24 protein-coding genes are annotated in these 25,689 nt (G+C 54.2%); 9 read left to right on the forward strand and 15 right to left on the reverse strand.

The window, feature by feature from the left end; translation table 11 throughout:
* The first annotated feature begins 109 nt into the window (after positions 1-109).
* From HXY34_11310 to HXY34_11325, 4 genes are read left to right on the forward strand one after another with little or no spacing between them, the layout of a single operon-like run.
* Positions 110-1,186, forward strand: a complete 1,077-nt coding sequence (locus HXY34_11310; protein NWF96718.1) for a hypothetical protein — start codon at positions 110-112, stop codon at positions 1,184-1,186.
* Positions 1,187-1,197: 11 nt separating this feature from the next.
* A complete protein-coding gene (locus HXY34_11315) occupies positions 1,198-2,349 on the forward strand; it encodes a VWA domain-containing protein (GenBank protein NWF96719.1) in 1,152 nt (383 codons plus the stop codon).
* Between the two features lie 7 nt (positions 2,350-2,356).
* Positions 2,357-3,562, forward strand: a complete 1,206-nt coding sequence (locus tag HXY34_11320; GenBank protein ID NWF96720.1) for a hypothetical protein — start codon at positions 2,357-2,359, stop codon at positions 3,560-3,562.
* Positions 3,563-3,569: 7 nt separating this feature from the next.
* Complete coding sequence (locus HXY34_11325) at positions 3,570-3,863, forward strand: hypothetical protein (protein ID NWF96721.1); 294 nt, start codon at positions 3,570-3,572, stop codon at positions 3,861-3,863.
* Here HXY34_11325 and HXY34_11330 read toward each other — a convergent pair whose 3' ends face one another.
* A complete protein-coding gene (locus HXY34_11330) occupies positions 3,864-6,587 on the reverse strand; it encodes a hypothetical protein (protein NWF96722.1) in 2,724 nt (907 codons plus the stop codon).
* A 39-nt stretch (positions 6,588-6,626) separates the two neighbouring features.
* Here HXY34_11330 and HXY34_11335 point away from each other — a divergent pair, with 39 nt between their 5' ends.
* Together HXY34_11335 and HXY34_11340 are read left to right on the forward strand one after the other, a co-directional pair.
* A complete protein-coding gene (locus tag HXY34_11335) occupies positions 6,627-8,126 on the forward strand; it encodes an amidohydrolase family protein (protein NWF96723.1) in 1,500 nt (499 codons plus the stop codon).
* Positions 8,127-8,201: 75 nt separating this feature from the next.
* Entirely contained in the window at positions 8,202-9,479 is a 1,278-nt protein-coding gene (locus HXY34_11340) for a VWA domain-containing protein (GenBank protein NWF96724.1), read from the forward strand.
* Here the strand turns inward: HXY34_11340 and HXY34_11345 are convergent.
* Positions 9,476-10,624 carry a HEAT repeat domain-containing protein gene (locus HXY34_11345; protein ID NWF96725.1) on the reverse strand — a complete coding sequence of 383 codons (1,149 nt, stop codon included), beginning with the start codon at positions 10,622-10,624 and terminating at the stop codon, positions 9,476-9,478. The two genes, HXY34_11340 and HXY34_11345, sit on opposite strands and share 4 nt — an antisense overlap.
* A 292-nt stretch (positions 10,625-10,916) precedes the next feature.
* On the opposite strand from HXY34_11345, the gene HXY34_11350 reads away from it, so the two are divergent.
* A complete protein-coding gene (locus HXY34_11350) occupies positions 10,917-11,744 on the forward strand; it encodes a CPBP family intramembrane metalloprotease (protein NWF96726.1) in 828 nt (275 codons plus the stop codon).
* A gap of 223 nt (positions 11,745-11,967) precedes the next feature.
* Here HXY34_11350 and HXY34_11355 read toward each other — a convergent pair whose 3' ends face one another.
* Complete coding sequence (locus tag HXY34_11355) at positions 11,968-13,425, reverse strand: hypothetical protein (protein ID NWF96727.1); 1,458 nt, start codon at positions 13,423-13,425, stop codon at positions 11,968-11,970.
* Between the two features lie 100 nt (positions 13,426-13,525).
* On the opposite strand from HXY34_11355, the gene HXY34_11360 reads away from it, so the two are divergent.
* Positions 13,526-14,473 (forward strand): MBL fold metallo-hydrolase, encoded by a 948-nt coding sequence (locus HXY34_11360; GenBank protein ID NWF96728.1) that lies wholly within the window; start codon positions 13,526-13,528, stop codon positions 14,471-14,473.
* Positions 14,474-14,506: 33 nt separating this feature from the next.
* On the opposite strand, the gene HXY34_11365 is transcribed toward HXY34_11360, so the two are convergent.
* The gene (locus HXY34_11365) at positions 14,507-15,289 is read right to left on the reverse strand and encodes an enoyl-CoA hydratase/isomerase family protein (protein NWF96729.1); all 783 of its coding nucleotides are present in this window, start codon (positions 15,287-15,289) and stop codon (positions 14,507-14,509) included.
* A 184-nt stretch (positions 15,290-15,473) separates the two neighbouring features.
* Between HXY34_11365 and HXY34_11370 the strand changes: the two genes are divergently transcribed.
* Positions 15,474-15,830, forward strand: a complete 357-nt coding sequence (locus tag HXY34_11370; GenBank protein ID NWF96730.1) for a hypothetical protein — start codon at positions 15,474-15,476, stop codon at positions 15,828-15,830.
* 24 nt (positions 15,831-15,854) lie between these two features.
* On the opposite strand, the gene HXY34_11375 is transcribed toward HXY34_11370, so the two are convergent.
* From HXY34_11375 to HXY34_11425, 11 genes are all read right to left on the reverse strand, one after another.
* Positions 15,855-16,268 carry an OB-fold domain-containing protein gene (locus tag HXY34_11375; protein NWF96731.1) on the reverse strand — a complete coding sequence of 138 codons (414 nt, stop codon included), beginning with the start codon at positions 16,266-16,268 and terminating at the stop codon, positions 15,855-15,857.
* Positions 16,269-16,270: 2 nt separating this feature from the next.
* Positions 16,271-17,437 carry a thiolase domain-containing protein gene (locus HXY34_11380; protein ID NWF96732.1) on the reverse strand — a complete coding sequence of 389 codons (1,167 nt, stop codon included), beginning with the start codon at positions 17,435-17,437 and terminating at the stop codon, positions 16,271-16,273.
* Between the two features lie 139 nt (positions 17,438-17,576).
* Positions 17,577-18,389 (reverse strand): enoyl-CoA hydratase/isomerase family protein, encoded by an 813-nt coding sequence (locus tag HXY34_11385; protein NWF96733.1) that lies wholly within the window; start codon positions 18,387-18,389, stop codon positions 17,577-17,579.
* A gap of 162 nt (positions 18,390-18,551) precedes the next feature.
* Positions 18,552-19,676: a 3-hydroxybutyryl-CoA dehydrogenase gene (locus HXY34_11390; protein NWF96734.1), complete on the reverse strand. Its 1,125-nt coding sequence runs from the start codon at positions 19,674-19,676 to the stop codon at positions 18,552-18,554.
* A 12-nt stretch (positions 19,677-19,688) separates the two neighbouring features.
* Complete coding sequence (locus tag HXY34_11395) at positions 19,689-20,045, reverse strand: SCP2 sterol-binding domain-containing protein (protein NWF96735.1); 357 nt, start codon at positions 20,043-20,045, stop codon at positions 19,689-19,691.
* Positions 20,042-20,323, reverse strand: a complete 282-nt coding sequence (locus tag HXY34_11400) for a hypothetical protein (protein NWF96736.1) — start codon at positions 20,321-20,323, stop codon at positions 20,042-20,044. Before HXY34_11400 ends, HXY34_11395 begins: the two co-directional genes overlap by 4 nt.
* 1 nt (position 20,324) lies before the next feature.
* Positions 20,325-20,582: a hypothetical protein gene (locus HXY34_11405; GenBank protein ID NWF96737.1), complete on the reverse strand. Its 258-nt coding sequence runs from the start codon at positions 20,580-20,582 to the stop codon at positions 20,325-20,327.
* A 1-nt stretch (position 20,583) separates the two neighbouring features.
* Positions 20,584-21,342, reverse strand: coding sequence for a nitroreductase family protein (locus HXY34_11410; protein NWF96738.1), 759 nt, complete (start codon positions 21,340-21,342; stop codon positions 20,584-20,586).
* An 80-nt stretch (positions 21,343-21,422) separates the two neighbouring features.
* The gene (locus HXY34_11415) at positions 21,423-21,980 is read right to left on the reverse strand and encodes a hypothetical protein (protein NWF96739.1); all 558 of its coding nucleotides are present in this window, start codon (positions 21,978-21,980) and stop codon (positions 21,423-21,425) included.
* Positions 21,981-22,444: 464 nt separating this feature from the next.
* Positions 22,445-23,518, reverse strand: a complete 1,074-nt coding sequence (locus HXY34_11420) for a phosphotransacetylase family protein (protein NWF96740.1) — start codon at positions 23,516-23,518, stop codon at positions 22,445-22,447.
* A gap of 4 nt (positions 23,519-23,522) precedes the next feature.
* Positions 23,523-25,619, reverse strand: coding sequence for an acetate--CoA ligase family protein (locus HXY34_11425; protein ID NWF96741.1), 2,097 nt, complete (start codon positions 25,617-25,619; stop codon positions 23,523-23,525).
* Between the last annotated feature and the right edge of the window lie 70 nt (positions 25,620-25,689).

Here is a 25,689-nt window from a genome sequence, read left to right on the forward strand (position 1 = left end):
TCGCGCTCGGCAAAAGCTTAATTGTGAAGACCGAGCCTCACGAGTAGAGGAGTGACTCGGGCTGCCATCAAGACTGGATGTTGCATTTGTCGTGGATACCACGGGCTCTATGAAGGATGACATTAGGGCGGTGAAAGACAGCCTCTTTGACATTGTCGACCGTGTGACAGAACGCACAAGAGGACTTGTCATCCGGTTTGGGATAGTGTCGTACAGAGACCACCCGCCCCAAGACAAGACCTACGTCACAAAGATCTTCGACTTCAGTGATGACATCAAGAAGGTCCACAGGGAGATATCGAAGCTTGACCCATCTGAGGGGGGTGACATGCCAGAGGCGGTTGCCGATGCGCTACATGACGCCCGTACGAGTCTCAGTTGGATGCGGGACTCATACAAGGTTCTGATTCTGGTTGGAGATGCGCCTCCTCATGGCAGGGCGTACAACAACATGGGAGATGACGCATGGCCCAACGGTTGTCCGTGCGGGTATGACCCCAAGAATGAGGTCCAGCTGCTCAAGAAGGAACACGGCTCGACGGTGTTTGTGTTTGTCTGCGGCTGCAATCCTGTTGTGGAGGACGCTTTTCGGAGCATTGCCAATGCCGTAGATGGTGGGGTATATTACTCACTCGTAGAGGTACGACATGTCCCTGACGCCATTCTGAAGATTCTTGAAGGAATGAGCGACCTCATCGAGTCGGATCAGAAAGTGCTAAGATACTACCAGTCACATGACGGGGTATTTGACCTTGGACAGGCAGCATCGGACCTTGGGCTTGAACTCCGAGAGGTGAAGACCAGCCTCTCTCGACTCATTGAACTTGGAACTGTGCCTCGGTGGCCGAAGGGTCGTCCTCTCTCCTCCGGACAGATAGGTCTCTCGGTTGAACTGGGAGACGTGCCTGACGCCATACTCCCTGGTAAGGCATTCAAGTACCAGGTAAGGGTCAAGAACCCTAGTTCTGCAACAGCAGGGGTCCGAATAGTCGTGTCAATTGTGTCCGAGGACGGTGTCTCAGAGATAACAAATGAACAGCACGAGATTGCCCCCCGAGGTGACTCCACAATAGACCTGAAGCTCGTGCCCATAGTCTACTCGAAGGGAAAGGCCAGTGTGAAGGTCGAAGTATACTATGGTTCAAAGCCTCTAGCATCCCGAATCTACTCCACACGGGTCTACTAGGAGGTCTACCTGTGGAGCTCAAGCTGTTGCAAGGACGGAATCAACAGGGTATGAGCTTCACGAGCCCCGGATGCCTCGGCGGGAATGTCAAGACGGTCATTATTCGCTCAGAGGGTAGGCTCGTCCTGTCTGACGTGCGACACTCGGACAGAGTGCCAGCCAACAGCATTGTGGTGGATGCACGTATTGCTGACGCTCTCTTGGCCCGAGAAGGAACCGCCGTTCTGGTGGAGGCTGCGGACGAGGACATACCTGTCTGTGAAGAGATCTCTCTGAGCGTGAGTTCCCACACCGGGCTTGACTCTGAGAAGGTCGCTTCTGCTGTGTCAAAGAGAGTCACTGACCTGAAGCCCTATGTTGAAGGACTGATACTGCGGAGCGGTCAGGAGTTGCGGGCCGATGACCTGAGGCTCACATTCCGAGTCAAGTCGGTCACTCCCATGAGCACCACCCACCGGGCTGCGAGAGTCTTGTGGAAGCGGCTGAATAGGGTTGAGATTGAGGCCACTAGAGAAGCAGAATGCTACAACCTGTGCTGTGTCTTCGAGATGACCTCCACTGTGCACAGGAGTGACATCTCCATGGACGGTAGGATGGTCACTGAGTGGCAAGCAGCACTGCAGACTGCAAGTGACCTGTTGAACGACCTCATGTCCTGTGAGGCAGTCGCCCTGTTCAGTGCAATGATGTTCTCCTCATCTGTTGAGACTTTCAAGACGTACGACCCCGATTCAGGCCAAGAGTCTGAGTTCTGCACCGTTGACACGCCAGATGTGGCAAAGATGCTCTCGCTCTGGATGAGTAACAGGGAGAAAGACCATCGCGGGTCTCCTGCCAGTCCAGGGCTTGCAATAGAGCGTGCTCTTGGACTTGCCTACGACATGACCCGCAAGAACGGACTGCCCACAGTCGTGCTCCTGTTCGCCTCGGGTGCTTACTCAGCAGGACCAAACCCTGTGAAACTCGCCACAGTGGACCCGGGCCAAGAACGCATAGCAGTGTTCACAGTTGGACTGGGCAGTTCTGCAGACATGGATCTGCTAGACGCCATAGCAGAGTCAGGAAGGGGAAGTGGCATTCGAGTCTCCACGGATGTGGACGCGGAGGCTGTTGAGAGAGCAGTTCATGACTGGGTACATAGGAGGACTGGGATAGTTGGGTGATGGGCTGTTGACACGACTTCAGGCCATGCGCGCCAGCAATGAGGTCTCAGGGTTCATTTGTTCGCGCCTTCCTTCAGGGCGCCTAGAGTCTGGATGTATTGAACAGGGTCTCTTCTCAAAGGGTACTGAGGGCGAGCTTCGTCTGCGCACGACTCAGGTACAGACTCTGATACCTGCAGACCGGACTGTTCGCCTCTTCACCGAACGAGGAGTGTTGAAGCAGGGCGACTATGGCATTCTCATGCTGGGCGAGCCGGGTCTGCACTCACCGCGATTCAATGTATATCTTGGGAACGACTCCTCAGAAGGCCAGACGTTCAGATACTGCGCCGCATTCTGGACTGTGAGCTCAACTCCTGATAGAGTACTTCGGATAGTCCTCAACGAGGCATTGGGCGTCGAGCCACCTCAGAGTAGCACAGTGTTCACAGACTATGTCGAAGAGGTCAGAGAGGCTGCTTCGATGGGACTCGTGAAAGAGGCACTTGCTATGGCGATACCAAGAGGGAAGTTCAAGCCCTCCGAATGGGTTAGTGAAGCAACAGCCGCAGAGGAGGACGAAAAGGTCCCGCTAAAGGTGGGCGAACTGAAACTCATACCGAGTCTTGCCCCGGTTGTGACCACTTGGATTCTTGGACTTGAGCTGGTCAGAAACACAAGAGACCGGTGCGTTGCTGCAATCATGTCACACGATGGTCGCACTGAGTCATGTCTGTGGGACGGTTTGAGGAGTATGGCTCTGTTCATGGTAACGGAAGGCCTAGATGCGAACCCCCTCCTGCTTTCAACAGTCCAGTCAATGTGGTCGTCTGGGAAAGAACGAGACCTGCCACCCAAGGTGCCTCAGAGTCGTTCAGACGATACTGCTCAATTGCGTATGCAAGACTCGTCATCCCCAAGTCTCGTCGAGTCAGAGAGAGTTGAGCGAGGACAAGACAAGACGACAGCGACGCCCAGCGACTTGGACCAGCTCACCCAGCTGATTCGAAACGTGCCCGTCGCTGAGATCCTATCCCGACTGGCACATGTTGAACAGCGGGTCGAGTCCATAAGCACTAGGACGCCGTCCTCGCCCGATGAGTCGGGTAGTAGGTCCCTCCACGAACTGACGACCAGTCGGCTAAAGGAGGTGGTCGAACGGCTCGAACGACTGTCTGAACGTCTAGAGGACTTGGAAAAGAGAATCGCACGGTTTGCTTCGAAGACAGGGTGACATTCCTATGACAGACAGCAATGAGGAAGAGACGCGGAAGGATGCACAGTCTGTTCTTGCCTCGATGTCCGAGATTCTACAGCGACTTGAGAATGTCGAGAGTGTGCTTGACAGGATCGAAACGACTCTCGGAAAGAGACAAGGGTTGGCCTTGACGGACCAGACCGAGACCCGCGTGTCGAAGCTGCAATCGACTGCATCTCTCACCGAATCGACTCGCGAGGCGGTCTCCAGACTAGAGGTGGAGGTTGCAGACCTCGAGTCAAGAGTGAAGGCCATCGAGCTAATGCTGTCCGAGTAGTCACCGAGGCTGTCCTGAAGCAGTCAGTGCTTCGAGCGAAGAGAGGACTGCGTTGTGTATCGTCTGTAGACATATCTTCGAAGCCTTTTCAACCACGAAACATGACCCCTGCAGAGTCTTCAGTGCAGCCTGAGTGTCGAAGCTCTCCCCGACACCTATGACAAGAACCCGGCAACCATTCCTCTGTCCGATGGCATGGATGAAGGATGCGGCTTCATCTCCCTCGGCCTCTGCCCCACTTGTGACCAGAATTGCAAGAGTGGGCCTCTGGTCGCCAAAGTCCTCCAGAAACTCAGCAATGGAGCGATAGACCTCAGTCATGTTGGGAGGCCCAGCAGAGTCCCTGAGCGCGTCAAGCACTGATAGGACCATAGTGGTCCGTACCTCGCTTGACTCCATGTCATCAGAGAACTGCAAGTACTGCTGAACCGTTTCCGCTTTCTGAACCGAGAACTTCTCCACGTCCTTGCTTGCGTTGATGAGAGCGAACCTCCCGTCGCATCGGTTCACCTCGAACAGGCTCATCAACAGCAGTCCAATTATCGCAACCCCCTCGGACCCCGAAACACTTCCCCGTACGTGGTCCGCAATCTGCTCCGTCAGGCCACCACCAGCGGAGCGCGTCAGTCTTGACAGGATGCTCCTCGGGGATGTCACGGAGATGCGTGACTCTCTACCTCCATTGAATTCAAGGCAGAGAATGACATTGATCTCGGAGAGAGACGGAAGGGGTCTGAATTCCACATCCGCTCCTGTCAGAGTGCCGACCTCTCCGGGTCGGAGCTGCGGCCGTGACCACGTCAGATTAAAGATCACACCATGCTTCTGGCCCAAGGGGTAGTACTTCACACCTCTTGCAACAAAGAATCCCTGAAGCTTCGAGACAACATCACCATCTCTGAGCTGTATCAGGGACACCGTCTCCCCGGTGGTCGGTCCTGCAGACTCCCTGTAGCCAAAGACCACCTGTCTGAGGCCAATAGGCTGCCCCTGATACCTTACAATGTCTAGCTGGTGCTTTCCGCTCATTGCGACAAGTTCTGAGTCGAGAGTGTGCACTGAGGCAGTCCGCGATTCCACGTCGCATGCGAAGGCCTTTCCTACAAACCACTGACCGGTATGGTCCTCGAGAATCAGGACAAGGTCATCATCAGATACATTGAGTGCTTCCATGTCGCTCCGGTTCAGCCCAATCATTCCGGGGGAGGTCTCCTGCCTGCTCGCTGAGAAGTGAAGTGTAGAGAGTATCTCGACAGGGTCGACTACCCGGAAGTGCTCAAGAAGTGACTTACCAAACGCTCTCAGATGAGAGGGAGAGTTAAGCACCGGGCCCGACTGGGTGATGGACCTTAGAAGCGCAGTCATCTCTTCAGAGTCCCGGGACACCGGACCACGACTGAGCACTCTCGTCCATCCCACCAGTCTCAGAGTCCCATCGTGTTCAGACTTCATGACCAGACTGGAAGCCCGCTCAGATGCGGCATCCTCGACTGTGACCACGGCTGTGCTGGTGTCTACTCTATAAGAGTCTGTTGAGATCATGAACGCCACAGATGCGACATGCTTCTGCTCTCTCGAAGCCAAGACCTGTAGCATGCGCAAGACCTCATCATAAGCAGCCTTGCCCAACGACCGCTCAGCGACAACACACTCATCGTTAGCAGTAGCACGGAGGAAGGGTGGCGCTGATGGTAGCATCCGCATGAGATTGCCCGCAAATATCCTCTGGAGGTCTCGCGGGGTTCCGGCCAGAGTCCTGCTCAGCAGATAGCTGAGAATCTCTGTTATGCTGTCGCCCAGCTGCGTCTCCGGATATAGACTCCCGAAGACAAGCCCGGACGCCCAGTCTTCGCCTCGGACTTCACGTAGCCGCTTGGTGATGGTGGATAGGGACCTCACTGTGGAACCCGCTGTGAGGAACCTTATGTCGGGTATTTCGGCCAGTCGGTTCACGACTGCTCCTAGCGTCTTGTGTGAACGCAGCGTGAGTACAATCGACGACCACTTCAGTCCCATGCTTTTCAGAACCGAAAGCCATTCTAGGAGCGCGTCAAGGTCCTCTCGGTTGACCATCTCAATGAAGACGGGAAACCCCTGCCTCAGGTAGCCTATGAGGTCGTTTCTGTGGTGGCCATCAAAGACAGGCTTCAAGTCTTCTACTCGGAGCTGACAACCCCACCCTTGTCTGTCGTAGTCGCCCCACCGGAGGTCTTGAGTGACAAGCATTCTAGGGCCATAGGGAGCGGTGAGGCACCATCTTCTGACAGTCTCAGAGTTCTCCTCTCGCTGAGCCTTACTCAACACCATGTCTCCGACGTTCGATAGGGGACGAACGAGGAATTGGTCAACTAGCCAGCTGGTATCTGCCTCCTGCATTCCGGCATAGAGGTCACTAAGCAGCCGAGGTCTTGCCAGGTAGTCGTAGGTCTTACGAGGGACGTACTTGTACGCACTGGGATACTTTGAGACAAGCGTGAACAGCTGGCTCTCCACGGTCCTGTAGTATGAGAGTGCCCGGGCCGGGTCGAATGTTGTATTCTGAGATCCCACCTGGACGACTCCAAGTTGTAGCGTCCCGTCAAGTACAAAGAAGCGGTGGATTTCATTTGCCTCGCTGTCTTCTACTACCAGCAAGTGACTCGCCCCGTTGGTTTGTGTCATTCCTGTTGGTGAACAGATATATGCGTAGTGTATCGTCAGATGTCTGTCTGTACCATGTTTCATCACGTCCACATCATGACAGCACAGGCGGAGTTGTAGCAGATGCTCATTGTGCGAGCTGTGGAGGACCTCCCCCAGTATGGAATGAAGAAAGGGCAGGAGATTGCATTCTATGTGGTTGATGCCCACCACCACATGGGGAAGGAGAAGTCCCACAGGAACACTCCCTCTGGAGCATATGACTTCTATGCACTCCTGTGGTTCGAAATGCAGCGCATGGCCAAGGAGATGCTTGACAGAGATGAACTGCTTCTTGAGCCGGTCAGGGTCGAGCCACCACCGGCAGTGGCAAGACTCTTCGGGTCAAGGGATGACTGGAATGCTTTCAACCATGGTTGGCTTGTGGACCGGACTGTCGTCTTTCCATACTCGGACGACTATGCCCGCTCCGGCTTTCCGCAGAACGCCAGCTTCAAGGTCTCAAATGACCGCATAGCCGGATGGTCCACTCGGGCGCCCAACTCCGCCAGACTCATAGGGTTCGCTCGGGTCGACCCGATGGACTACAAGGAGGGAAGACCCGACTTGGCAGTGGTGGAACTCGAACGCGCTGTCAAGACCCTGGGTCTGAGGGGTCTCAAACTGCATCCACTGTCTCAGCTCTTCGTCGACGATCTCACCAGCACACCCGTCAAGGAGGTACTTCTCAAGGCATTTGAACTGAACATCCCTGTCCTCTTTGACACGAGAAACATCCGAACGGTCAGCAAGATAGTCGAACTGACGGAGGCTCTTGCAGGACCCGCCATCGACCGGTCATACAGCGGGGTGATTGTGGCTCACTGTGGCATGAGCCCGGGCGACCCTGCACTATACAAGTACCTTGGGCATCCACGAGTCTATGGGGAGACCTCCACACTACACGGCAATGATGTGCCGCTTCTATTCAAGAGCGCGAGGGAGAGGATCGTATCAGATGGAAACAGATGGTCAGAGAAGCTCATCTTCGGAACCGACTACACCTTTCTCTCTGTCCAAGCGGCTCAGGTTGTCCTCTTCATGCTCTCTCGTGACTTCCCCGGGAACCTGGCCGACATACAGAGGGTGCTGGCCGGGAATATCCTCTCCCTAGTCAGGACCCCCATGAAGACAGACGCGGGTTGTACTCTGAAGCCAAGACAACTGCTGCTCAGGAGGCAGTCCAGCAGTGTGCTGGAGGCTCTGGAGAGAGAGGTGTTCTCTCTCGTATCAGACGGCGAATGGGAGACCTCCTCATTGGACTTTCTGATCCCACCATCGGGGACTTGGCCGGAACCCCGCGTGGAGGAGAGCGGCTGGTTCTGCGGAGTGGACATTGAATCGTATGTCCTCACGATTGTGCACCGGGAGTCGAGGAGAGAGGTGCATCTTCTGTTTCGCCAGCATCCGGGGGACATTGTCACACTGTCGGTGATTGGTAGTCGCGGCGAACCAACGCTTTGCACAACAGAACACTCAACACAGAGAATGAACTACGAACTTGAGAGGACTCTCAGTAAGAACTCCAGGCAGATTGACAGCCCAGACGCTGTTCACGCGGCACTGAAGTCACTGCTACCATAGCGACCGATTCTTTATAACAACACACTGACACGCAGATTACAAGGAATTGTGGAGGCGACAGAGATCCCCAAACGCATGACTTTGAAGATTGTTGATGGTGGCGATCTCAGAGGATATGCGAATCTTCATCCGGACACCGCAAAGGCGCTCGACGCTGAGATTGGCTCGATAGTCACGTTCGAAGACACAAGCAGCGGCTTCTGGGGCGCAGCCGAGATACGGAAGAGCTCCTCTGTGGGACGGGACCGAATAGTAGTCGACACACTCATACTGGAGGCTTCCCTCCTAATGGATGGTGACACGGTTGAGGTGGAGCTGTATGAGAAAGATATGGTCGCTCTCGAGTACGTGGAGTTTGGACTGAAGCCGCTGACAGACAAGGCAAACTCAGAGGACCTGATAACCAGAGCTGCAGAAAAGATCGACTCACTTGAGAAAGTGATAGGTGGTCGTCTGGTCTACCCCGGGATGTCCTTCAACTGGCCGGAGATGGCTGTCAAAGTTGAGATTACCCTGACCCGACCTCCACTGAGCGGCAAGAGCTTCGCGAAGCTCGCCTTTGAGGCGTTACGAGAGAAGACCGGGTACCAGTTCAAGACAATTGGTATTGCTACACCATTCAATGCCATACTCTGCATTGACACAAGCGGGTCCATGAAGACTACCGACGTTCCTGTTCAGGACATTGCACATGCGAGGGAGGGGCTGAAGGACCTGGCAGGTGACAATCCAGAGGTGCAGAGCTTCTTGGATCGTTTTGAAGAGGGCAAGAATGTGAGCAGAGCCGAGGCCGCCGCGATGGCGGTCCTGCTCTATCTGGCCGAGAAGGTGGGTCGAGGGTATGGCGAGAAGGTCGCACTAGTCACCTTTGAGAAGGATGTCAGTGAGATGACCTTTCTGAACTCTGAAACGGGAGAAGTGCAACCGTTTGTGGAGTGTACTGGGAAAGACAAGGCTCTCGGCCAACAGGTGATCAGCACTTATGTCATAGACAAGGTAGAGGAAGGCGGGACGCTCACTGATATCGGTACCGCCCTCATCAAGGCCCATGAGATTCTGCTTGCGTTCAAAGACCCAAACAAACCCGCAATGATAATCGTGCTCACTGATGGTATGACAACAGCAGGCCCGCCTCCACTGAAGGTACTGAAAGAGCGCTTCACGGAGAAGAACCGACTCGTAATCTACACGATAGGCCTGGGCGAGCGAAGTGAGATTGACGAAGAGCTCATGCTGGCCATAGCTCAGTTCGGTAACGGGACCTATCGTCATGTCGATAACATGAGGGACCTGCTCGAATGGTACGGCAGACTTGCAAGCGAGTTCGCCATTGTCATAAAGGGAAATGCCTAGGAGAAGGCGTCAACCAGCCCTCTCAGAGTGTCTAGATCCATGTCGCGGATTTGCTCTTCGGTCAGCCCCTTCAGCGCCTCTGGGGGCACCTTCATCAAGAGCTTCCCCTTGACTTCGCCATACTTGGTGATTAGTTCTGAACTCGTAGACTCTTCGGAAGACGTGGCAGACGATTCGCCTGAGGACTCCCTGTCAGGCGTAGCAATCAGGGCCTCAAGCTCATCTTCACTTAGGCTGTCAATGGCGCCCGGTGGCAGTGAGTCTCGGACTTCCTTCGGTATCTTGGCAATGAGCTCCTCACGGCTCGGTCCCTTCTTCACTACCCTGACCTTCTTCACCTTCCGAACACGTACTGTCTTCTTCTTCTCCCTGCCTGCAGCTTCAGGGAAGGAAGCCATCAGTGAGTCGACGAGTTCTCTTGCAGTGGTTGGAGTCAGTCGTCTGAGGTCTTCTACGGGTAGGGTTGCACGCAGGTCCTCCGGTAGTTCGCTCAGAATTGCCTCCACTTCTGCCGACATTCCTGTTGTCTTCGGAGTGGTGACTTCAGCTTCGGCTGTCGCGGCGGGTGTCTCTGTGCTTCTGAGGATTATGGGCTCGCTCTCAAGCTCCGCCTCCAGAGCGGTTGAGTCAATGGGTACGTCGAACTTCTGGCGGCTCCATCTGACGTAGCTGTCGATTGCATTCGAGTTCACGCGAAGACCTCGGAGGTATTCTCGGACCTGTTCCTCGGTCATGCCCGGAAAGCCATCAATGAACTTGTCGATGGTCTCAGAGGGCAGTCTCGCCCAGATTGGACCGTTGACCAGTTTCGACAGCCCTGCAGCACAGTGGGACCGCACCCATGTGTTTGTGTCCTTGAGACCCCTCAATAGATGGGGTATGTTCCGGGGTTGTCGGTACCACGCAATCAGCTGAGCAGCAGCTATCCTCACATTGGCCTCATCATCATCCAGTGCTCGTACCGCATCAAGGACCATTGATGGGTCCCCGACTTCGACTGCAGCCAATAGAGCTCTCTCCCGAACTGTCTCAGAGGCATCCGAGAAAGCACTGATCAGTTCCGCTCTGACCTTGGGGTCCTTCCGTGCTAGCTTTCCGACTTCCTCGGTTTCATACTCAAGCAACATCTGCCTAGTATCAGCCAATCCCTAGGGGTCTCCTTAGACATGACTTCTATGGTCGGTTTTACCGATATATGTCCCGTACTTAAATCACTTGGCCCTAGATATGGCTTTAGTGGGGATAGACACCACTGCACTAGCTTGTTGACACCACTCATCGTACGACTGGGACCAGTACATGTTCCGACCTCTTGTAGCCTCGTTCGCAGACCCGGGGTGACACGACAAACCATTGCACATCCATGGACATGACATCACTGCATAGTGAGACCGGATTAGATTTAGGCAAGAATGAGGAGGAAGACTCGATGCGCAGATGTCTGACGATCGCCGTGCAAGAGTCACAAGAGTGACTCTCTTCGCACTACTGATGGTTGCAATTGTTGCGCTGCCAGTCTTCGGTTCCGCACTCTTTGCAGGAGAGGATGCAGAAGTTGTCGGGAGCATTCTCGCGCTCTGCACCTTTCCATTGATGTATCTCGCACTCGTGTACTTCTTGGGCCAAGAGCGAAGAAAGGGATTCTCCAGCCTCGGGCTCACTCTCACGCCCAATACCGTTCATAGTCTGATTATCGGCGCCCTGTCAGGACTAGTCGCATCCAGTGTGGTATTCCTGCTGGCACTCACCTTCGGCGGGCAGACACGACCTGTCTCAGAGATCACCGCCGACCTCATCATCTCGGAGATTGTGATTACAGCATTGGTGGCAGGTCTTGAGGAGCTCTCTTACCGAGGTTACATGATGACAAGAATGGCCGAGCTCTGGGGCAAAGGTAGAGCAATCCTGCTCAGCTCTGCAGTCTTCTCATTGGTTCACTTCAGCTGGTGGCTGCCATGGGGTACAGTGTCAGCTGAACTCGTACTCATGTTCTCCATCAACCTCTTCTTGGGTGGCTGTGTACTTGGGGCGGCCTATTATCTCTCGGGAAGTGCCATCTGGGCGTCCATTGGCTTTCACTACATGTGGAACATTGTTGCCTATGTGATGTTTCCCGTGTACCCCACGACCCCGGTAGCAGCTCCAATCATATTTCAGATAGAGTGGGGCGTCACGACAGTCCTTGGCTTCGCTGCCGGACTTGGCCTGATGTACCTCCTCTTCAGGACAATAGATTCTTCGGGACTTCGTCGCATTCGAAACTAGGAGTGCTGAAACTCCATCCATGGTCAGCTGGAGAAGAACGCAAGCAGTGGCAGCTGTGATTGTCAAAGGCCAGCACTGGACATTGACAGGCTGCGTGCTGCACCGTTACTAGTGCCAGCACGAATCAGACCTGCTCAGAAGGGAGCATAGAGCCATCCCTACTCAGGTTCAATGCGCCAACAACATGGTCACTGTGACGACTGCGCACAGGCTTCTTGTGAGCCTAGGATGTCAACTCCAGAAGTGATGGCATCTCGGCTATCATCAGTTTGTTGAACACGCTGTACTGCTGCTCATAGATGGCAACATTCTCAGGAATCGGCTGTCGTCTCTCCTCCACCCGGTACATGTTATCAACAGCCTCAGGATATGACCCGTACACACCTGTACCTACTGCTGCAAGGATTGCAGCACCAATCACCGTCGAGTCACGCGACCGTGGCAACACCACCGTCTTGTTCGTGCAGTCAGCCATTATCTGCCTCCACAAGGGGGAGTTCGCACCTCCGCCGTCGACCCTGAGTTCAGTGAATACGAGGTCCAGCATGCCCTCCATCATTTGCAGATAGAGCTGGATACCGTATCCATTAGCCTCCATGATGGCCCTCGCGATGTGAGCTCGTGTGTGACCAAAGCCGAGATTGTAGAAGATTCCCTTGTTATAGGCCATGAAGGGGAAGACGACAAGTCCATCACTGCCAGGTGGCACTGCATGTGCGGACTGCTCAATCAATCCCCACACATCCCTCCCGGCTTGGGCAGCCAGTGCCATCTCGACCTGACAGTACTGGTCTCGATACCACTTGTAGGCGAGACCCGTGCCGGGTATGACACCCTCAAGAATCCACTTTCCCGGGATTGCAGAGGGGTTGCTGAACATGACATAGGGTTCCTCGATGTGTTGTTCGGTATGAGTGATGACAAACGTCCCGGTGCCGGTTGTAGCCTTAACAACGCCAGTACGTATGGTTCCGGTCCCAAGTGCGGAACACTGTTGGTCACCACTACCCATTATCACCAGAGTACCAGGACGAAGACCACAGCTCTTGGAGGCCGTGGATGAGACCTCTCCTACTGTGCTGCCGGGCTGCTTGATTGTCGCAAGTTTGTCTACTGGAATGCCGGTCAGCTCACATAGCTCCTCAGACCACTCCAGAGTCGCATGGTCGATTGGACCATAGCGCGCGTTGGCAGGCTCCGTGACCATCTCCCCACACAACCTGAAGTTGATCAGAGCATCCAGTGTGACGAACTTGCACGTCTTCTCGAACAGGGTCGGACGGTTCTCTGCGAACCACATGATCTTGTTGACGCTCTTCCGCGGCCCTATCTGTGCAGCCAGCTCTTTGCTCTTCTTGGTAGAGCGATTGTCGACCCATGTGACGGTTGGAGCCAGAGGTGAGCCGGAACTGTCCACGGGAGTTATGCAGTCTCTCGTCGTAGCAACAACACAGGCCACGACAGCGTCACGCCCACCCTTGTAGTCGGAGACCGCTCTCTGCATCGTGTTGCAGGCGGTCCGCCAGTATGTGTCCGCTAGCTGCTCGTGGGTCTTCAGCTCGCGAGGCGTTGGCGGATACTCTTCATATGCTCTGGATAGTTCCCGGCCCTCCTCGTCCACTAGTGAGGACCTCGCACCAGTTGTGCCAATGTCAAATACCGCGAATACTCTCTGACTCATCTCGTTCTCCGAACTGACGACAAAGGCATGCGGGACTTAAGAATGTTCTCGACTGATGTTCAGCCAGAGTTATCAGAGGGAATGGTGCATGCATGTTGTAATGGTAGACCATGCTCCATACCCAATCCACTCTGAGGTGGAGCAGCATGTCCATCTCATACGGGGAGGGAATAACGCGAGGTTTCCCCAAGCCAATTGTCTCCTCATAGACGATGACACTCTTACACTAGTGGACGCTGGTGCCGACATCAGACACATCGAGGCAACGCTTAGGGACTTCGGTCACAGTCTGAAAGACATCGACCTGATAGTCCTGACCCACTTCCATGTGGACCACAAAGGACATGCCACGCAGCTGCAGCAAGTCTCGGAATGCGAGGTCATATGTCATCCTCTTGCAGAGAGAGGGGTCAAGACATTCTCAGGGCTTGTAGACTGCTATGGTATTGAAGGGCACAGATGTTACCAAGACTGGATGGGGCTGCTCCACGAACGACTGCCACACGTCATGTCTGACTACACCGTGACGGGCCTCATAGACATGAATAGGACCATAGACCTCGGGGAGTGTGTCCTCCATCCGATATGCGCACCAGGACACACACCAGACCACATCTGTATCGGAATCAACGGCTATGAGACCATCTTTCTTACGGACATTGACCTTACTAGGTTCGGGCCGTGGTATGGCAATGTGGTCAGCGATATCCCCCAGTTTCGAGAGTCAATCAAGAACATCATCAGTCTGCGTCCAAGAGTCGGAATAAGCAGCCATCTGGTGGATCCTGTGAGAGATGGACTGGAACTCGAACTGAAGAGGTACATGGCAGTCTTCGACCAGAGAGAGAAGAGGATTGTCGAGCGATTGTCTGCAGGCTATGACACAATAGACGCCTTAGCAGCTCTGCCCACCATCTATCCGCGCCTTCCGCAAGGCCTCTACATAGTCTTCGAGGAATTCATGTTACGAAAGCATGTGGAGGAACTTGTCCGTAGAGGTGTTGCATACCTCGACGGCAATCGGATACGTCTTGTAGAGAGAGGATAGGAGACGGAGCCAGAGCCCCGTCTTCGTCAAGGCTCACTCATGTCTGAAGGTGGGAGTACGCTTGCTCAGAAAGGCGTCAACTCCCTCGTCCTTGTCCTTGGTGTCAAAAGTCTTGCAGAAGACATCCACCTCGAACTTTAGACTCCGGTCGAGTGGCATCACCCATGCGTTGTTCACTGACTGCTTTGCGAGTCTTACTGCGACGCCGGGCTTCGTTACAAGGAGCTTCGCCAGCTCCAGAGTGCCGGCCTTGAGTGCAGCTACGGACTCAAACACCCTGTCAACCAGTCCGATGCGCAGTGCTTCTTCAGCGGATATCTGCTTCCCCGTGAAGACTAGTTCCTTTGCCGTGCCAAGACCCACAAGCCGTGGAAGGCGTACGGTACCACCGAATCCAGGTATGATGCCCAAGTTGATCTCCGGTTGACCCAGTCTGGCATTTGACGATGCGTAGCGAATGTCGCACGCCATTGCAATCTCGCACCCACCGCCAAGAGCGAAACCGTTGATTGATGCTATCACGGGTTTGCTCATACCCTCGATGTACGTGCATAACTGCTGGCCGTTCTCAGCCAGAGGACGTACGGTCTTGGAGTCACGGCCCTTGAACTCACTGATGTCAGCACCTGCTGCAAAGGCCTTCTCACCAGCGCCTGTAAGTACAACCGCTCTTACAGTCGAGTCGGCCTCAGCCTTCTTCATGAACTCCTTCAGGGTCTTCACGACCTCTATGTTAAGAGCATTGTACTTGTCAGGACGGTTTATTGTGATGGTGGCCACGCCCTCGGCAACCTCGTAGAGGACATCGTTCGACATTTCTGGACCTCTCCTTTCGCACACCACCTGACTCATCACGATAATAAGGCTTCGGCAACCACTCATGCGAATACGGGAGAGTTCGAACACGTGTTCTGATGGACCAGTGTGCACGCCTGTGGACGTAAGTTTATCAGGTCGTGTGTACACAGTTCTCGTACTGGGTCGATAGAAGGTGAGAACGTTGTATGCGACATTCAGAAAACAGGTCTGGCGTGACTCACTTCTTGCGATGAAGAACTCTCTTCTGAGCACGTACGACCTCAGCACATCAGCAGCGGAAGAAGAACTCTTTGTTCAGTCATGGCTTAGCGATGGCCCGGAATACGTCGAGTTCTCAGGGTACAAGCGCAACGAGGGGCGCAAGAGGATCACTGATGCGGCAGATCTGATTGACGACGCAGTCCAAGCGCTGGACAAGTGCGATAGTGCCGAGGCCTCTCGGGTGTACTTGGAAACCCTCAAGAGAGTCGTGCTCCTGTCAAACTTGGCGAGGGTACTTGAGGACTCGGTGAAGACTACATATACGAGAGAGAAATAGAGAGGGCACAGAGGCCCTCTTGGACTAGACCTGCCACTTGTAGGTGACTTTCTTATCGTCTACCTTCTCTATGCCGAGCTTCAGAGGCATACCGACAGTTGGCATGTCCATCAGATTTGTGATGTGCGCAGTCAACCTGAGCCCAGACGGAAACTCGCCTATGGCCACCACGTACGGGGCGCGTGAGGACATAGTCTCAGGGGCAAAGTCGACGATTACGTACGAGAGGAGCTTGGCTTCGGTCTCCTTGTGAGGGGTGAGCTCACACACGCTCAAGCACTTCTGACAGTGCTCCCTCGGTGGGAGATACTCAGCTCCACACTTGGTGCACTTGCTCTTGTTGAGCGTGCCTGAATCAAGCTCAGTCAGAAACTGACGGAAGAAAGGTGTCAAAGCCTTGTCAGTCGTATATCCAAGATAGACTTCCTTCTCGCTCATTGCTACCAACCTCGCTCGTAGATGAACACATTGACGAATTGCCCAGACTGACCCACATTGTGTACAAGACCGTACTTCACGTCCTTTATCTGACGCGAACTTTTCTCGGCCTTGCCCTGCATCTGTTTGTAGACCTCATAGGTCATCGAGATGCCCGTGGCACCCAGCGGATGTCCCTTGCTCTTGAGACCACCATCACAGTTGACGGGAATCCGACCGTCATGGTAGTTCTCCTTGTTCTCGACTATTTCCCGTCCCTTTCCTGGTGGTGCAAAGCCCAAGTCCTCATAGGCAATCAACTCTGCTATTGTGAAGCAGTCGTGGACTTCGGCCATGTCAATCTTGTCCGGTCCAATACCGGCCATCTTGTAGGCAGCCGCGGCAGCCTGCCTCGCACCGGGGATGGAGGTGAGGCTTGGACGGCTCTGGATCATCATCTCCGATGCGCCAGCTCCAATGCCCGCAATCCACATGGGGTAGTCCGTGAACTCCTTCACTCTCTCCTCAGCCGCAATCACCACGGCTGCAGCACCATCAGTAATGAGACTGCAGTCATAGAGGTTCAAAGGCCGGCAGATTGGTATGGCGTTGTTTGCCTCCTCGAAAGACACCGCCTTTGGCAGGTGTGCCTTTGGATTCTGAGAGCCATAGTGATGGGACTTCACTGCAATCTGTGCCAGCACGTCATGTGGCATGTTGTACTTCGCCATGTACTGGGTGGCCATTAGCGCATAGAAAGCGGGAAAGGATATCCCGTAGGGGTATTCCCACCTCATGTCACCAGCTCGGGACATGTACTCGGTGGCAGTGGCAGAGGACACACGGTTCATCTGCTCCACACCAAGTACAAGCATGACGTCATAGAGGCCCGAGGCCACCATGCCCCATGCGGCCCTCAGCGATGCGGTTCCAGTGGCGCAAGCGGACTCGCATCTGAGGTGAGGCCGATTCTGAAGCCCTATGTAGTCAGCCATCAAGGCCGAACCAGCTCCCTGACCCGTAAACTGCGATGCAGCATAAGAGAGCACCGAGGCATCAATCCGGTCCTGAGTGATTCCCGCGTCATAGATAGGCTTGTAGGCCTCCCATGTCAGCTCTCTCATGGTCGCGTCGGGTCGTTTGCCGAACTTGCTGTGACCAGCAGCAACAACAGCAACTCTTCTTGCCAATGTTTGTAATTCTCCGATTGTAGTCGTTCCCGACAAAGATGTGCCCACTCTGAGTGCGAGGTCTTAAGCATACCGGATGGACAATGAAGAACAGAAAAAGGCAAGAAGCCCACCTCGCCGTGGAGGTAGGCTCCAGATACTATTGTCCAGTGAACTTGCCGCGACGTTTCTCGAAGATTGCGCTGATGCCTTCAGCCAGGTCCTTTGTCTTGAAGCACTCGACAGCAGCATCCACCTCGTAGCGGAGGTTGTCGACGTAGCTGGCTTCGAACGCCATATGTGTGGCCTTCTTTGCGAGCCTGACCGCGACTGGTGCGTTGCCACCAAGCTTGGCTCCGTACCACATTGCTTGGCTGATGAGCTCCTCTTTCTTCGTGACTTTGCTCACCAGACCCATCTGGAGTGCTTCAGAAGCCGTCACCTGACCACCTGTCAGCACCATCTCAAGGGCTCGACCGAGACCCACAATCCTTGGTAGTCGGACACACCCACCCCAAGCGGGGAGAAGGCCCAGACTAACCTCCGGGGTACCAATCTTTGCTTCTTCCTCACAGATCCTGATGTCACAGGCGAGGGCAATCTCGGTACCACCACCCAGACAGAGCCCATTAATGGCTGCAATCACAGGCTTGCTAAGGGTCGCAATCGTGTCGATTGCCTTCTGACCCTGTGAGACCAGTTCCGCCACCTTGCCTGGGCTGCCCAACAGGCCCTGTGCCATCTTCAGGTCCGCGCCCGTGCAGTATACCTTCTCATGCGCGCTCGCAAGGACAACAGACCTGATGTCGGGGTCTTTCTCTGCAGTCTGGAGGGCTGCGATGAGATCAGCGATGAACTCGTCGTTGATTGCGTTGAGAGCATCAACACGGTTGAACTTTATCAGAGCCGTGTTCTTGACAGGGCTCAGAAAGGACCCTGCCTTTTCGTATAGCATAGTCTTGAACTCAGGCATTGTTTTCACCTTTTTCGAGACAGTGGGTTTCGTTTGTAAGACCCAACTTATAAACCTCCTACCTTGGCATCTGTGGGATGCACTGTCAGTATGGTCCTTGCCGGGAGTGCAAAAACAGCACGAGGGAGGCCGATGACCTCCCTCATCGTATCACATTCTCTGCTATCCGAGCATCTTGGGGACACTATAGCAGGGCCCATGCTCCTTCTCCAGTTTGCCAAGCTCCGCTTTGATTCTGTCGAAGCCGTACTTGGCAGCCATCTCGAATGGGCCTAGTGGAAAACTGGCTCCGAGTTTCATGGCCAAGTCTATGTCCTCCTTCGTGGCGATGCCTTGATCGACCAGAATCATTGCCTCACGAATGACGGGCAAAGAGATGCGGTCCACCAACCACTGAGCATCTACGCCCTTCGGTGGAGGTGCTGGCTCAGCCGTGCCACCATAGTGATAGAAGCCCTTCTTTGCCTTCGCACCAATGGCGCCACTCTTCACCAGGTCTTCGAGAGTCTTGGGAGGTCGGAAGCAGTCACCCAGCTCGCGGTAGAGAGTACTCATGGCATTGAATGCAATGTCTAGGCCCACAAAGTCACCGAGCGTGAATGGACCCGCGGGGAACTTTGCAATGGTCGTCATTGCGCGGTCTATCTCCTCCTTTGTGGCAACGCCGTTCTCATAGAGGACAATCGCCTCGCGTAGTACGGGCATCAGAATCCGATTCACAATGAACCCGGGACTGTTCTTCGCCTTGACAGCCGTCTTGCCCTGCTTCTCACCGACCTTGATCACCGCGTCGATTGTCTCCTGGCTCGTCTTGGAACCTATCACAATCTCAATCAGCTTCATGGCTGCTACTGGTGAGAAGTAGTGCATACCGACGAACTTGTCTGGTCGGCCTGTGGACTTGGCAAGCTCATCAATGCTCAGAGATGAGGTGTTGGTCGCAAGGATGGCATGAGCGGGTGCGCTCTTGTCAACTTCAGAGAAGAGCTTCTTCTTCGCATCCATGTTCTCAAAGATTGCCTCGATGACAAGGTCTGCATCCCGCACGGCCTCGGCGAGGTTGACAGTCCCCTTCAGGCGGCTCATGAGACCTTCGGCCTCGCTCATGGACATCTTTCCCTTGTCGATGCCACTCATGACATCGGAGCGAATCCTGTCCATTCCTGCGTCGACCGCCTGCTGGTTCACATCAACCATCGTGACATCGAAGCCGCGCCATGCCGAAACATAGGCGATGCCTGAGCCCATCAGACCTGAACCCACCACTGTTATCCGCTTGATGTCCACAACGTCCGCCTCCTACATGGACATCATCGCTGCGAGAATCAGATTCGCAAGTGGGTCACTCTCATTCGCATTTCCAATGACTGTCAGTCTTCCATCGGCCATGGTATCCTTGAATGGGGTTTCACCTGTGAAGATTGCCAACAGCGTGGCCGAATTGGCTTTGTAGATCACATCAGGACTCGGATAGATACCTTCGTGGAGCGTCATATCCTCACGGGTGACCACGATATACTGATCACCCTCTTCGGTATGAACTTGAAGGACCTTGCCATCGTACGGACCAATCCACTCTGCGAGGTTCTTTTTCAGGTCAGCCTTTTCCTTTACCTTCGCCATCAGGAACTGGAAGAACTCCTGTAGTTGAGTCATTTCTTCTCGTCCTCCTTCATGATCCAGTCAGCAATGGCCTCCTTCATGGCAGCATCTACTGAAACTGCCCACATGTTGCCTTTTCTTCTCTTGACGGTCTCAAGGAACTCATCATAGTCTGGTCCATCCATCAGGACGACGATTCGTCCCTTCCTGTCATTCAGGAAGGACTGATGAATCATCTTCTTGGAGGTCCAGTACTCATGGGTTATGTCACCCTCCTTCAGTCGAGGATAGAAGGGCCAGTCTCCTCTTGGATGCTTTCTGAACTTCGCCATCTCACTTCTCACTCCATCTCTTTACTAGCCTGCCGTCAGCTTCAAGGAAACCAGGTCGAAACGGCCACTGGACTGCATAGCGCATTCCCTTGACTCCGTCAACCTCTCCCTTAGACCAACGTCCGGTATAGACGCGTCCACCTTTGCCCATACAGAACTCGTGCATCACGACTTCTATCAGGCCTTCCGGTTTCAGACCAGCTTCTTCAGCAATTTCCTTCAGGTGCTTGAGGACTTCTCCTTCGAAATTGACTTCCATTTCACTTCTTCCTCCTGAAAGCAAGCCGCTTGTATGGGTAGCCCCATCGCTCCTGATACATCAGACCTTCAAGTGGAGGTCGGCTGGGACCTAGGTCGCGTGCGCGAACCCGCTTGCCTATACAGAAGGCGGTCAGCGGCAACCATATGGGCGGGATTCCAAGTCGATCGCGGATCAGTTCTGCGTGTCGGGGGTCCGAACAGACCAGAGCCTCGTATCCGCAGCCATATCCTAGCTCAGAGGCCACAAGCCACATGTTCATGATGGCCATACCTGCTACTACCGAGCCGAACAGCTCGTTCGGATACAAGTAGCCTGCATCGTGCCATGAGTCACTCGCACAGACTATAATCACAGTGTCCGACTTCTCGGGGTATCGGAAGAGCTCGCCATCTCGGAGTCTGGCATACACAGCTGCGCGATAGGGGTCTCCGATGAACCAGTTTCTTCCGCTGGTGAGTTCAAAGGGCGCTCCACCAAAGGCAGTCTGCGCCATCTCCTGTGCTATGTCCGCAAGGAACACCTTCGTGTCCTGGTCGTCACGGATGACTATGAAGCGGACCATAAGCATATTCTCTGGACTGGGAGCGTGCCGAGCCGCATCAAGTATCATCTCAATGTGCTCGTCGGGGATGCGCTCGCCAGTGAATTCGCGGATAGAGCGTCTCTCTCGAATCATCCGCAGAGAGGCAAGTTCGGGGGAGACCTTCGTCTCATTGCTCGCCTCGCTGGCAGAGTCAGGTCTTGAAGCAGTAACCATTGTTTCATCCCTTAGGTCAATAGTAGGCTGACGCACACTTGCTGGCATAAATCTGTATCGAACGCCTGTCGCTAGCAAGTTCAGCCTCGCAGGCCTATCTGACACCAGCCCTGTACTGAAGTGTGTGTCTGCATGTGAAGTGGTGCGTCGGCCCAGATGGTAGTGGGCTCTCTCATACGATAGTGCAGCGCCAAGAAGATGCCCATTGCCTGCTGCATTGGCATGGGGATGGGAAGGCGTAGTGCGAGATAGGGCGAAGGATAGTACATGAAAAAGGGGAGGTACGTCATCAATGTGAAAATGTCCGCGAAGAAGAGACTTAGGAAAGCAACCAGACCAAGTCTATGACCGCTTGTCTTGCCGCCCACGTACCTGACAACCGATACCGGGAATACTAGATTGAACGGAAAGAGGAACAGAAACGTAAACAACACGTACGGGGGGTTCAGCGCGAAACCCTGGCTAAGCATGAATTCACTGTACGAAGTAGAAACATAGCTCCATAGAAGAGCGACTATTTGATATCCCCCGTAGTAGACCATCTCATATCCCCCATAGTACAGAGGTATCACAGACAACGGACACAGAAGCGTGGCCACCGTCATCGTAACGGCAGATACTGCAAGACGCCGCTCCATTGCAATCAGAGAAACCGAGTCTGGCTAGCCACTAATGAGCCTTATCATCTCATCATCAACTCTGTTGCATGATCCATCTGCTCTCCCAGATGAGCTATACAAGTCGCAGACCATTACGAGCCAGCATCTTCAGGAGCACCTCTCGACCTTCGGCCAATTCTCCTTGACCTCAGGGCACTACCGTATTGCCTTTAGTGCAGAGTATCCCGACTGAATCAGACCATTCAGCCCGTGGTTGTCATGTTTCACTGCACACGAGAGGACACCAGACTATTCACGGGATGACAAGTTCAGGTCAGTCAATGGCAGGTGTGTATGACGTGAGTATTGGTGGCATAACAGTCACGGTACACAAGATGCCATAAGGTGCATACAGCGGAACTCACGCAGACGTGCTCTCAGACTCCCGGTATTCTCGACGCACGTCTCTGCGGAGAGGAGAACGACTGCCCTCTCCGCTCTCATCATTGCATCAGAGAGACGATAGCATCCAAGTCGATTGACTCGCCCACTATTCGCTCCACCACAGCAGCCTTCTCAATGTTCTCAGGGCTGACAGAACCGACGAGGTGATCGACTATCTGACTGGTGCTGTAAGTGTCCTTGGCTGTAACCATTATGGGAATCCCAAGCTCCTTGGCTCTGGTAAGGATCATCATATCGGGTCCAAGACTGCCGACAAGGATGAGCAGTCTTGTGTCAGTCTCCATTGCGGCAAGACAGAGATCCGAACGGTCGCCACTGGTTATGACAGCCTTGCCCTTCTTTTGGCGGAACCATCTCAATGCGTTCTCGGGTGCCATGCTACCTACGACAAACTCATCGACGATGGTGTTCAGCTTGTCCTCACCTATGACCATCTGTCCGTCCAGAGCTTTCATTATGTCCCGCACTGTTGGATTGAACAGCTCCCGGTTCTGATATATCGCCCCACAGAAACGTACACCATGTCTCTCCAATAGTGGCGCGATGCTCTCACTGATAGTCGAACGAAGCATGGGCGGGACCATCATGAGGATGACCCCAATGGACTCCACTCCGAAGTGACGGAAGAAGTCTCTGTGCATGAGCACCTCGTCAATCGCCTCGACCTCGGGAAAGCGCACAACGCAGACGACCGATGCGCCCAGTTCCTTGGCAATCTGAGGAGATGAGAGATCGATATGAAGCAGATGCCATGGGGCCTCCGTCCCTTCAATCAGCACGAAATCGACATCCTCGGACACGACGCTGTAGCAGTCATGAATCGTCTTGAGCAGCGCGACCCGGCCCTTCTTAATCATCTCATCGAAGCTCGACATCGTTCTGAGAATGGGAGAGATGCATTCCTCCTTCGCGCCCATCTTCAACACCTGTTTCATAAGCTCCGCATCTCTGTCATAGTCAGGGGACTCGCCTCCCATACCATACGTCCTCTCACCCACGGGCTTGAAGTACGAAACATCATAGCCCTTGGCTCGGAGGCGTGAGGCAAGACCGAGTGCCACCATGGTCTTCCCAGTCAGTGTAGCTCCGCTAACCATCAGACTCTTCGCCATGTTCCTAACCTCCAATAGTGATCTTCACGTCCACCGCAACCACTCCCTTCGACACCTCGTAGCCAAACAATGGGTTGATGTCAAGTTCCACAATCTCAGGAAAGTCCGTCACCAGTTGGCTGATCTTCAAGATGGTGTCCTCAAGGGCCTTGATGTCACTGGGGGGCTCGCCACGCACGCCTCTTAACAGGGTCCCCATCTTGGTCTCCGCAATCATCTCGGACACGTCGCTTCTCGTCATGGGTGCAAGTCTGAAGGCGACGTCCTTCAGGTAGTTGACGAAGATGCCTCCGGCTCCGAACATTACCAGAGGACCAAACTGAACGTCACGAGAGCAACCGACGATCAGTTCTCGACCCTTGTCAGCCATCTGCTGAACCTCAACGCCGTATATGATTGCCTTTGGCATGTTCGCCTTGCAGCTCGCCAGTATCTGTTGAAACGCAACCTCAACATCCTCAGGCGTGGCAAGTCCAACGCGTATGCCACCAACATCGCTCTTGTGGATGATGTCAGGGCTCGCAATCTTCATCACAACAGGATAGCCTATCTCTGAGGCAATCTGCTTTGCCTCTTCCGAACTGGTGGCCAGTCGAATCTTCGCAGTTGGAATGGAGTAGGCCTCCGCAATCGCATGAGCTTCGCTTCCCAAAAGGACTCTGCGGCCGTCAGCCCTGACGCTCTCAATGACCTGCTGCACTCTCTTCTTGTCCACATTGAAGCGAGGAATGCTCTCATCTCGCAGTGAGTTTCGGCGCTCAACGTACTTGTATAGCTCAGCCAGTGCCTTTACTGCCCGTTCAGGGAAGTCAAAGACAGGCACCCTTCCCTCGTTCAGGACTATTCTCGGGTACACCATCGAGTTGCCACCCATGAATACAGTCACGATGGGCTTCTCGGGATACTTCTGATGGGTCTCGACCAGCACGCGAGCGGTCTCGGTCACCTCCGTCATTGCCTGAGGGGTGAGGAGGACTATGACGGCATCTACATTCTCATCTCTCAGTACAGCCTCAGTGCATAGTCTGTAGTCTTCTGCAAGGGCCGTTCCAAGTGCATCGACAGGATTGTACACTGCCGCAGCTGGTGGCAGACTCTTCTTGAGCAGGTCTACGGTCGCCGGGGAGAGCTGGGTCACTACCAGTCCATTCGCTTCGCATGCGTCAGTGGTGAGAATGCCGGGCCCTCCCGCATTTGTGACTATTGCGACGCGGTTACCTGCAGGGAGATGCATGTCATCGAACACATTTGCGACATCGAACAGGCTCGCCATGCTCGTCGCCCGAATGACACCGCACTGCTTGAACGCAACATCGTATGCCGTATCGCTCCCCGCCAGAGAGCCGGTGTGAGAAGACGCAGCTCTGGCACCAGCAGCACTGACTCCGGACTTGATGACGAAGATTGGCTTCTGTGGCACCACTTTCCGGCAGGCTTCTACAAACTTCCGTCCATCGACGACAGACTCGATGTAGAGCAGTATGAAGGTGGAGTCAGGATCATCTCCAAACGCCTCGATGAAGTCAGACTCGTCAAGGTGAGCCTTGTTGCCCAGGCTGACAAACTTGGAGAAGCCAATGCTCTCCATGAGACTCCAGTCGAGAATACCAGTCATGAGTGCACCTGACTGCGAAGCAAATGCGATTGTTCCCTTCGCAGGAGTACCAGCTGCGAAAGTTGCATTGTACGGACGGTTTGTGTTGACTATGCCAAGACAGTTGGGACCCTGGACAACCATGCCATACTTCTCAGCAATCTGGACCAGCTTCCGCTCAGCCTCTAGGCCATCATGTCCAATCTCCTTGAACCCCGCAGTTATTACAACCAGAGCTTTCACACCCTTCTTACCACACTCTTCCGCCACCTCCAGGACTGCCTTGGCCGGCACGACTATCACGGCCACATCAACGTCCCCAGAGATGTCACTCAGCCTCCTGTAGACCTTGTGACCAAACATCTCGCCGCCACTGGGGTTTATGGGATATATCCTGCCATCAAACCCACTGTCTACAAGATTGCGCATCACATCGTTGCCAAGCTTGCCCTTTGTTGAGGATGCGCCAACAACCGCGATGGAGCGGGGATTGAAGAGCGCTCTGATGCCTTTCTGCCTGTCCACTTCTCACACGACCTTCACTCAGGCGTCACTGGCGGTCGGAAGGAGATGGTGA

It is taken from the genome of Candidatus Thorarchaeota archaeon (assembly GCA_013388835.1).
Taxonomy (GTDB): Archaea; Asgardarchaeota; Thorarchaeia; order Thorarchaeales; family Thorarchaeaceae; genus JACAEL01.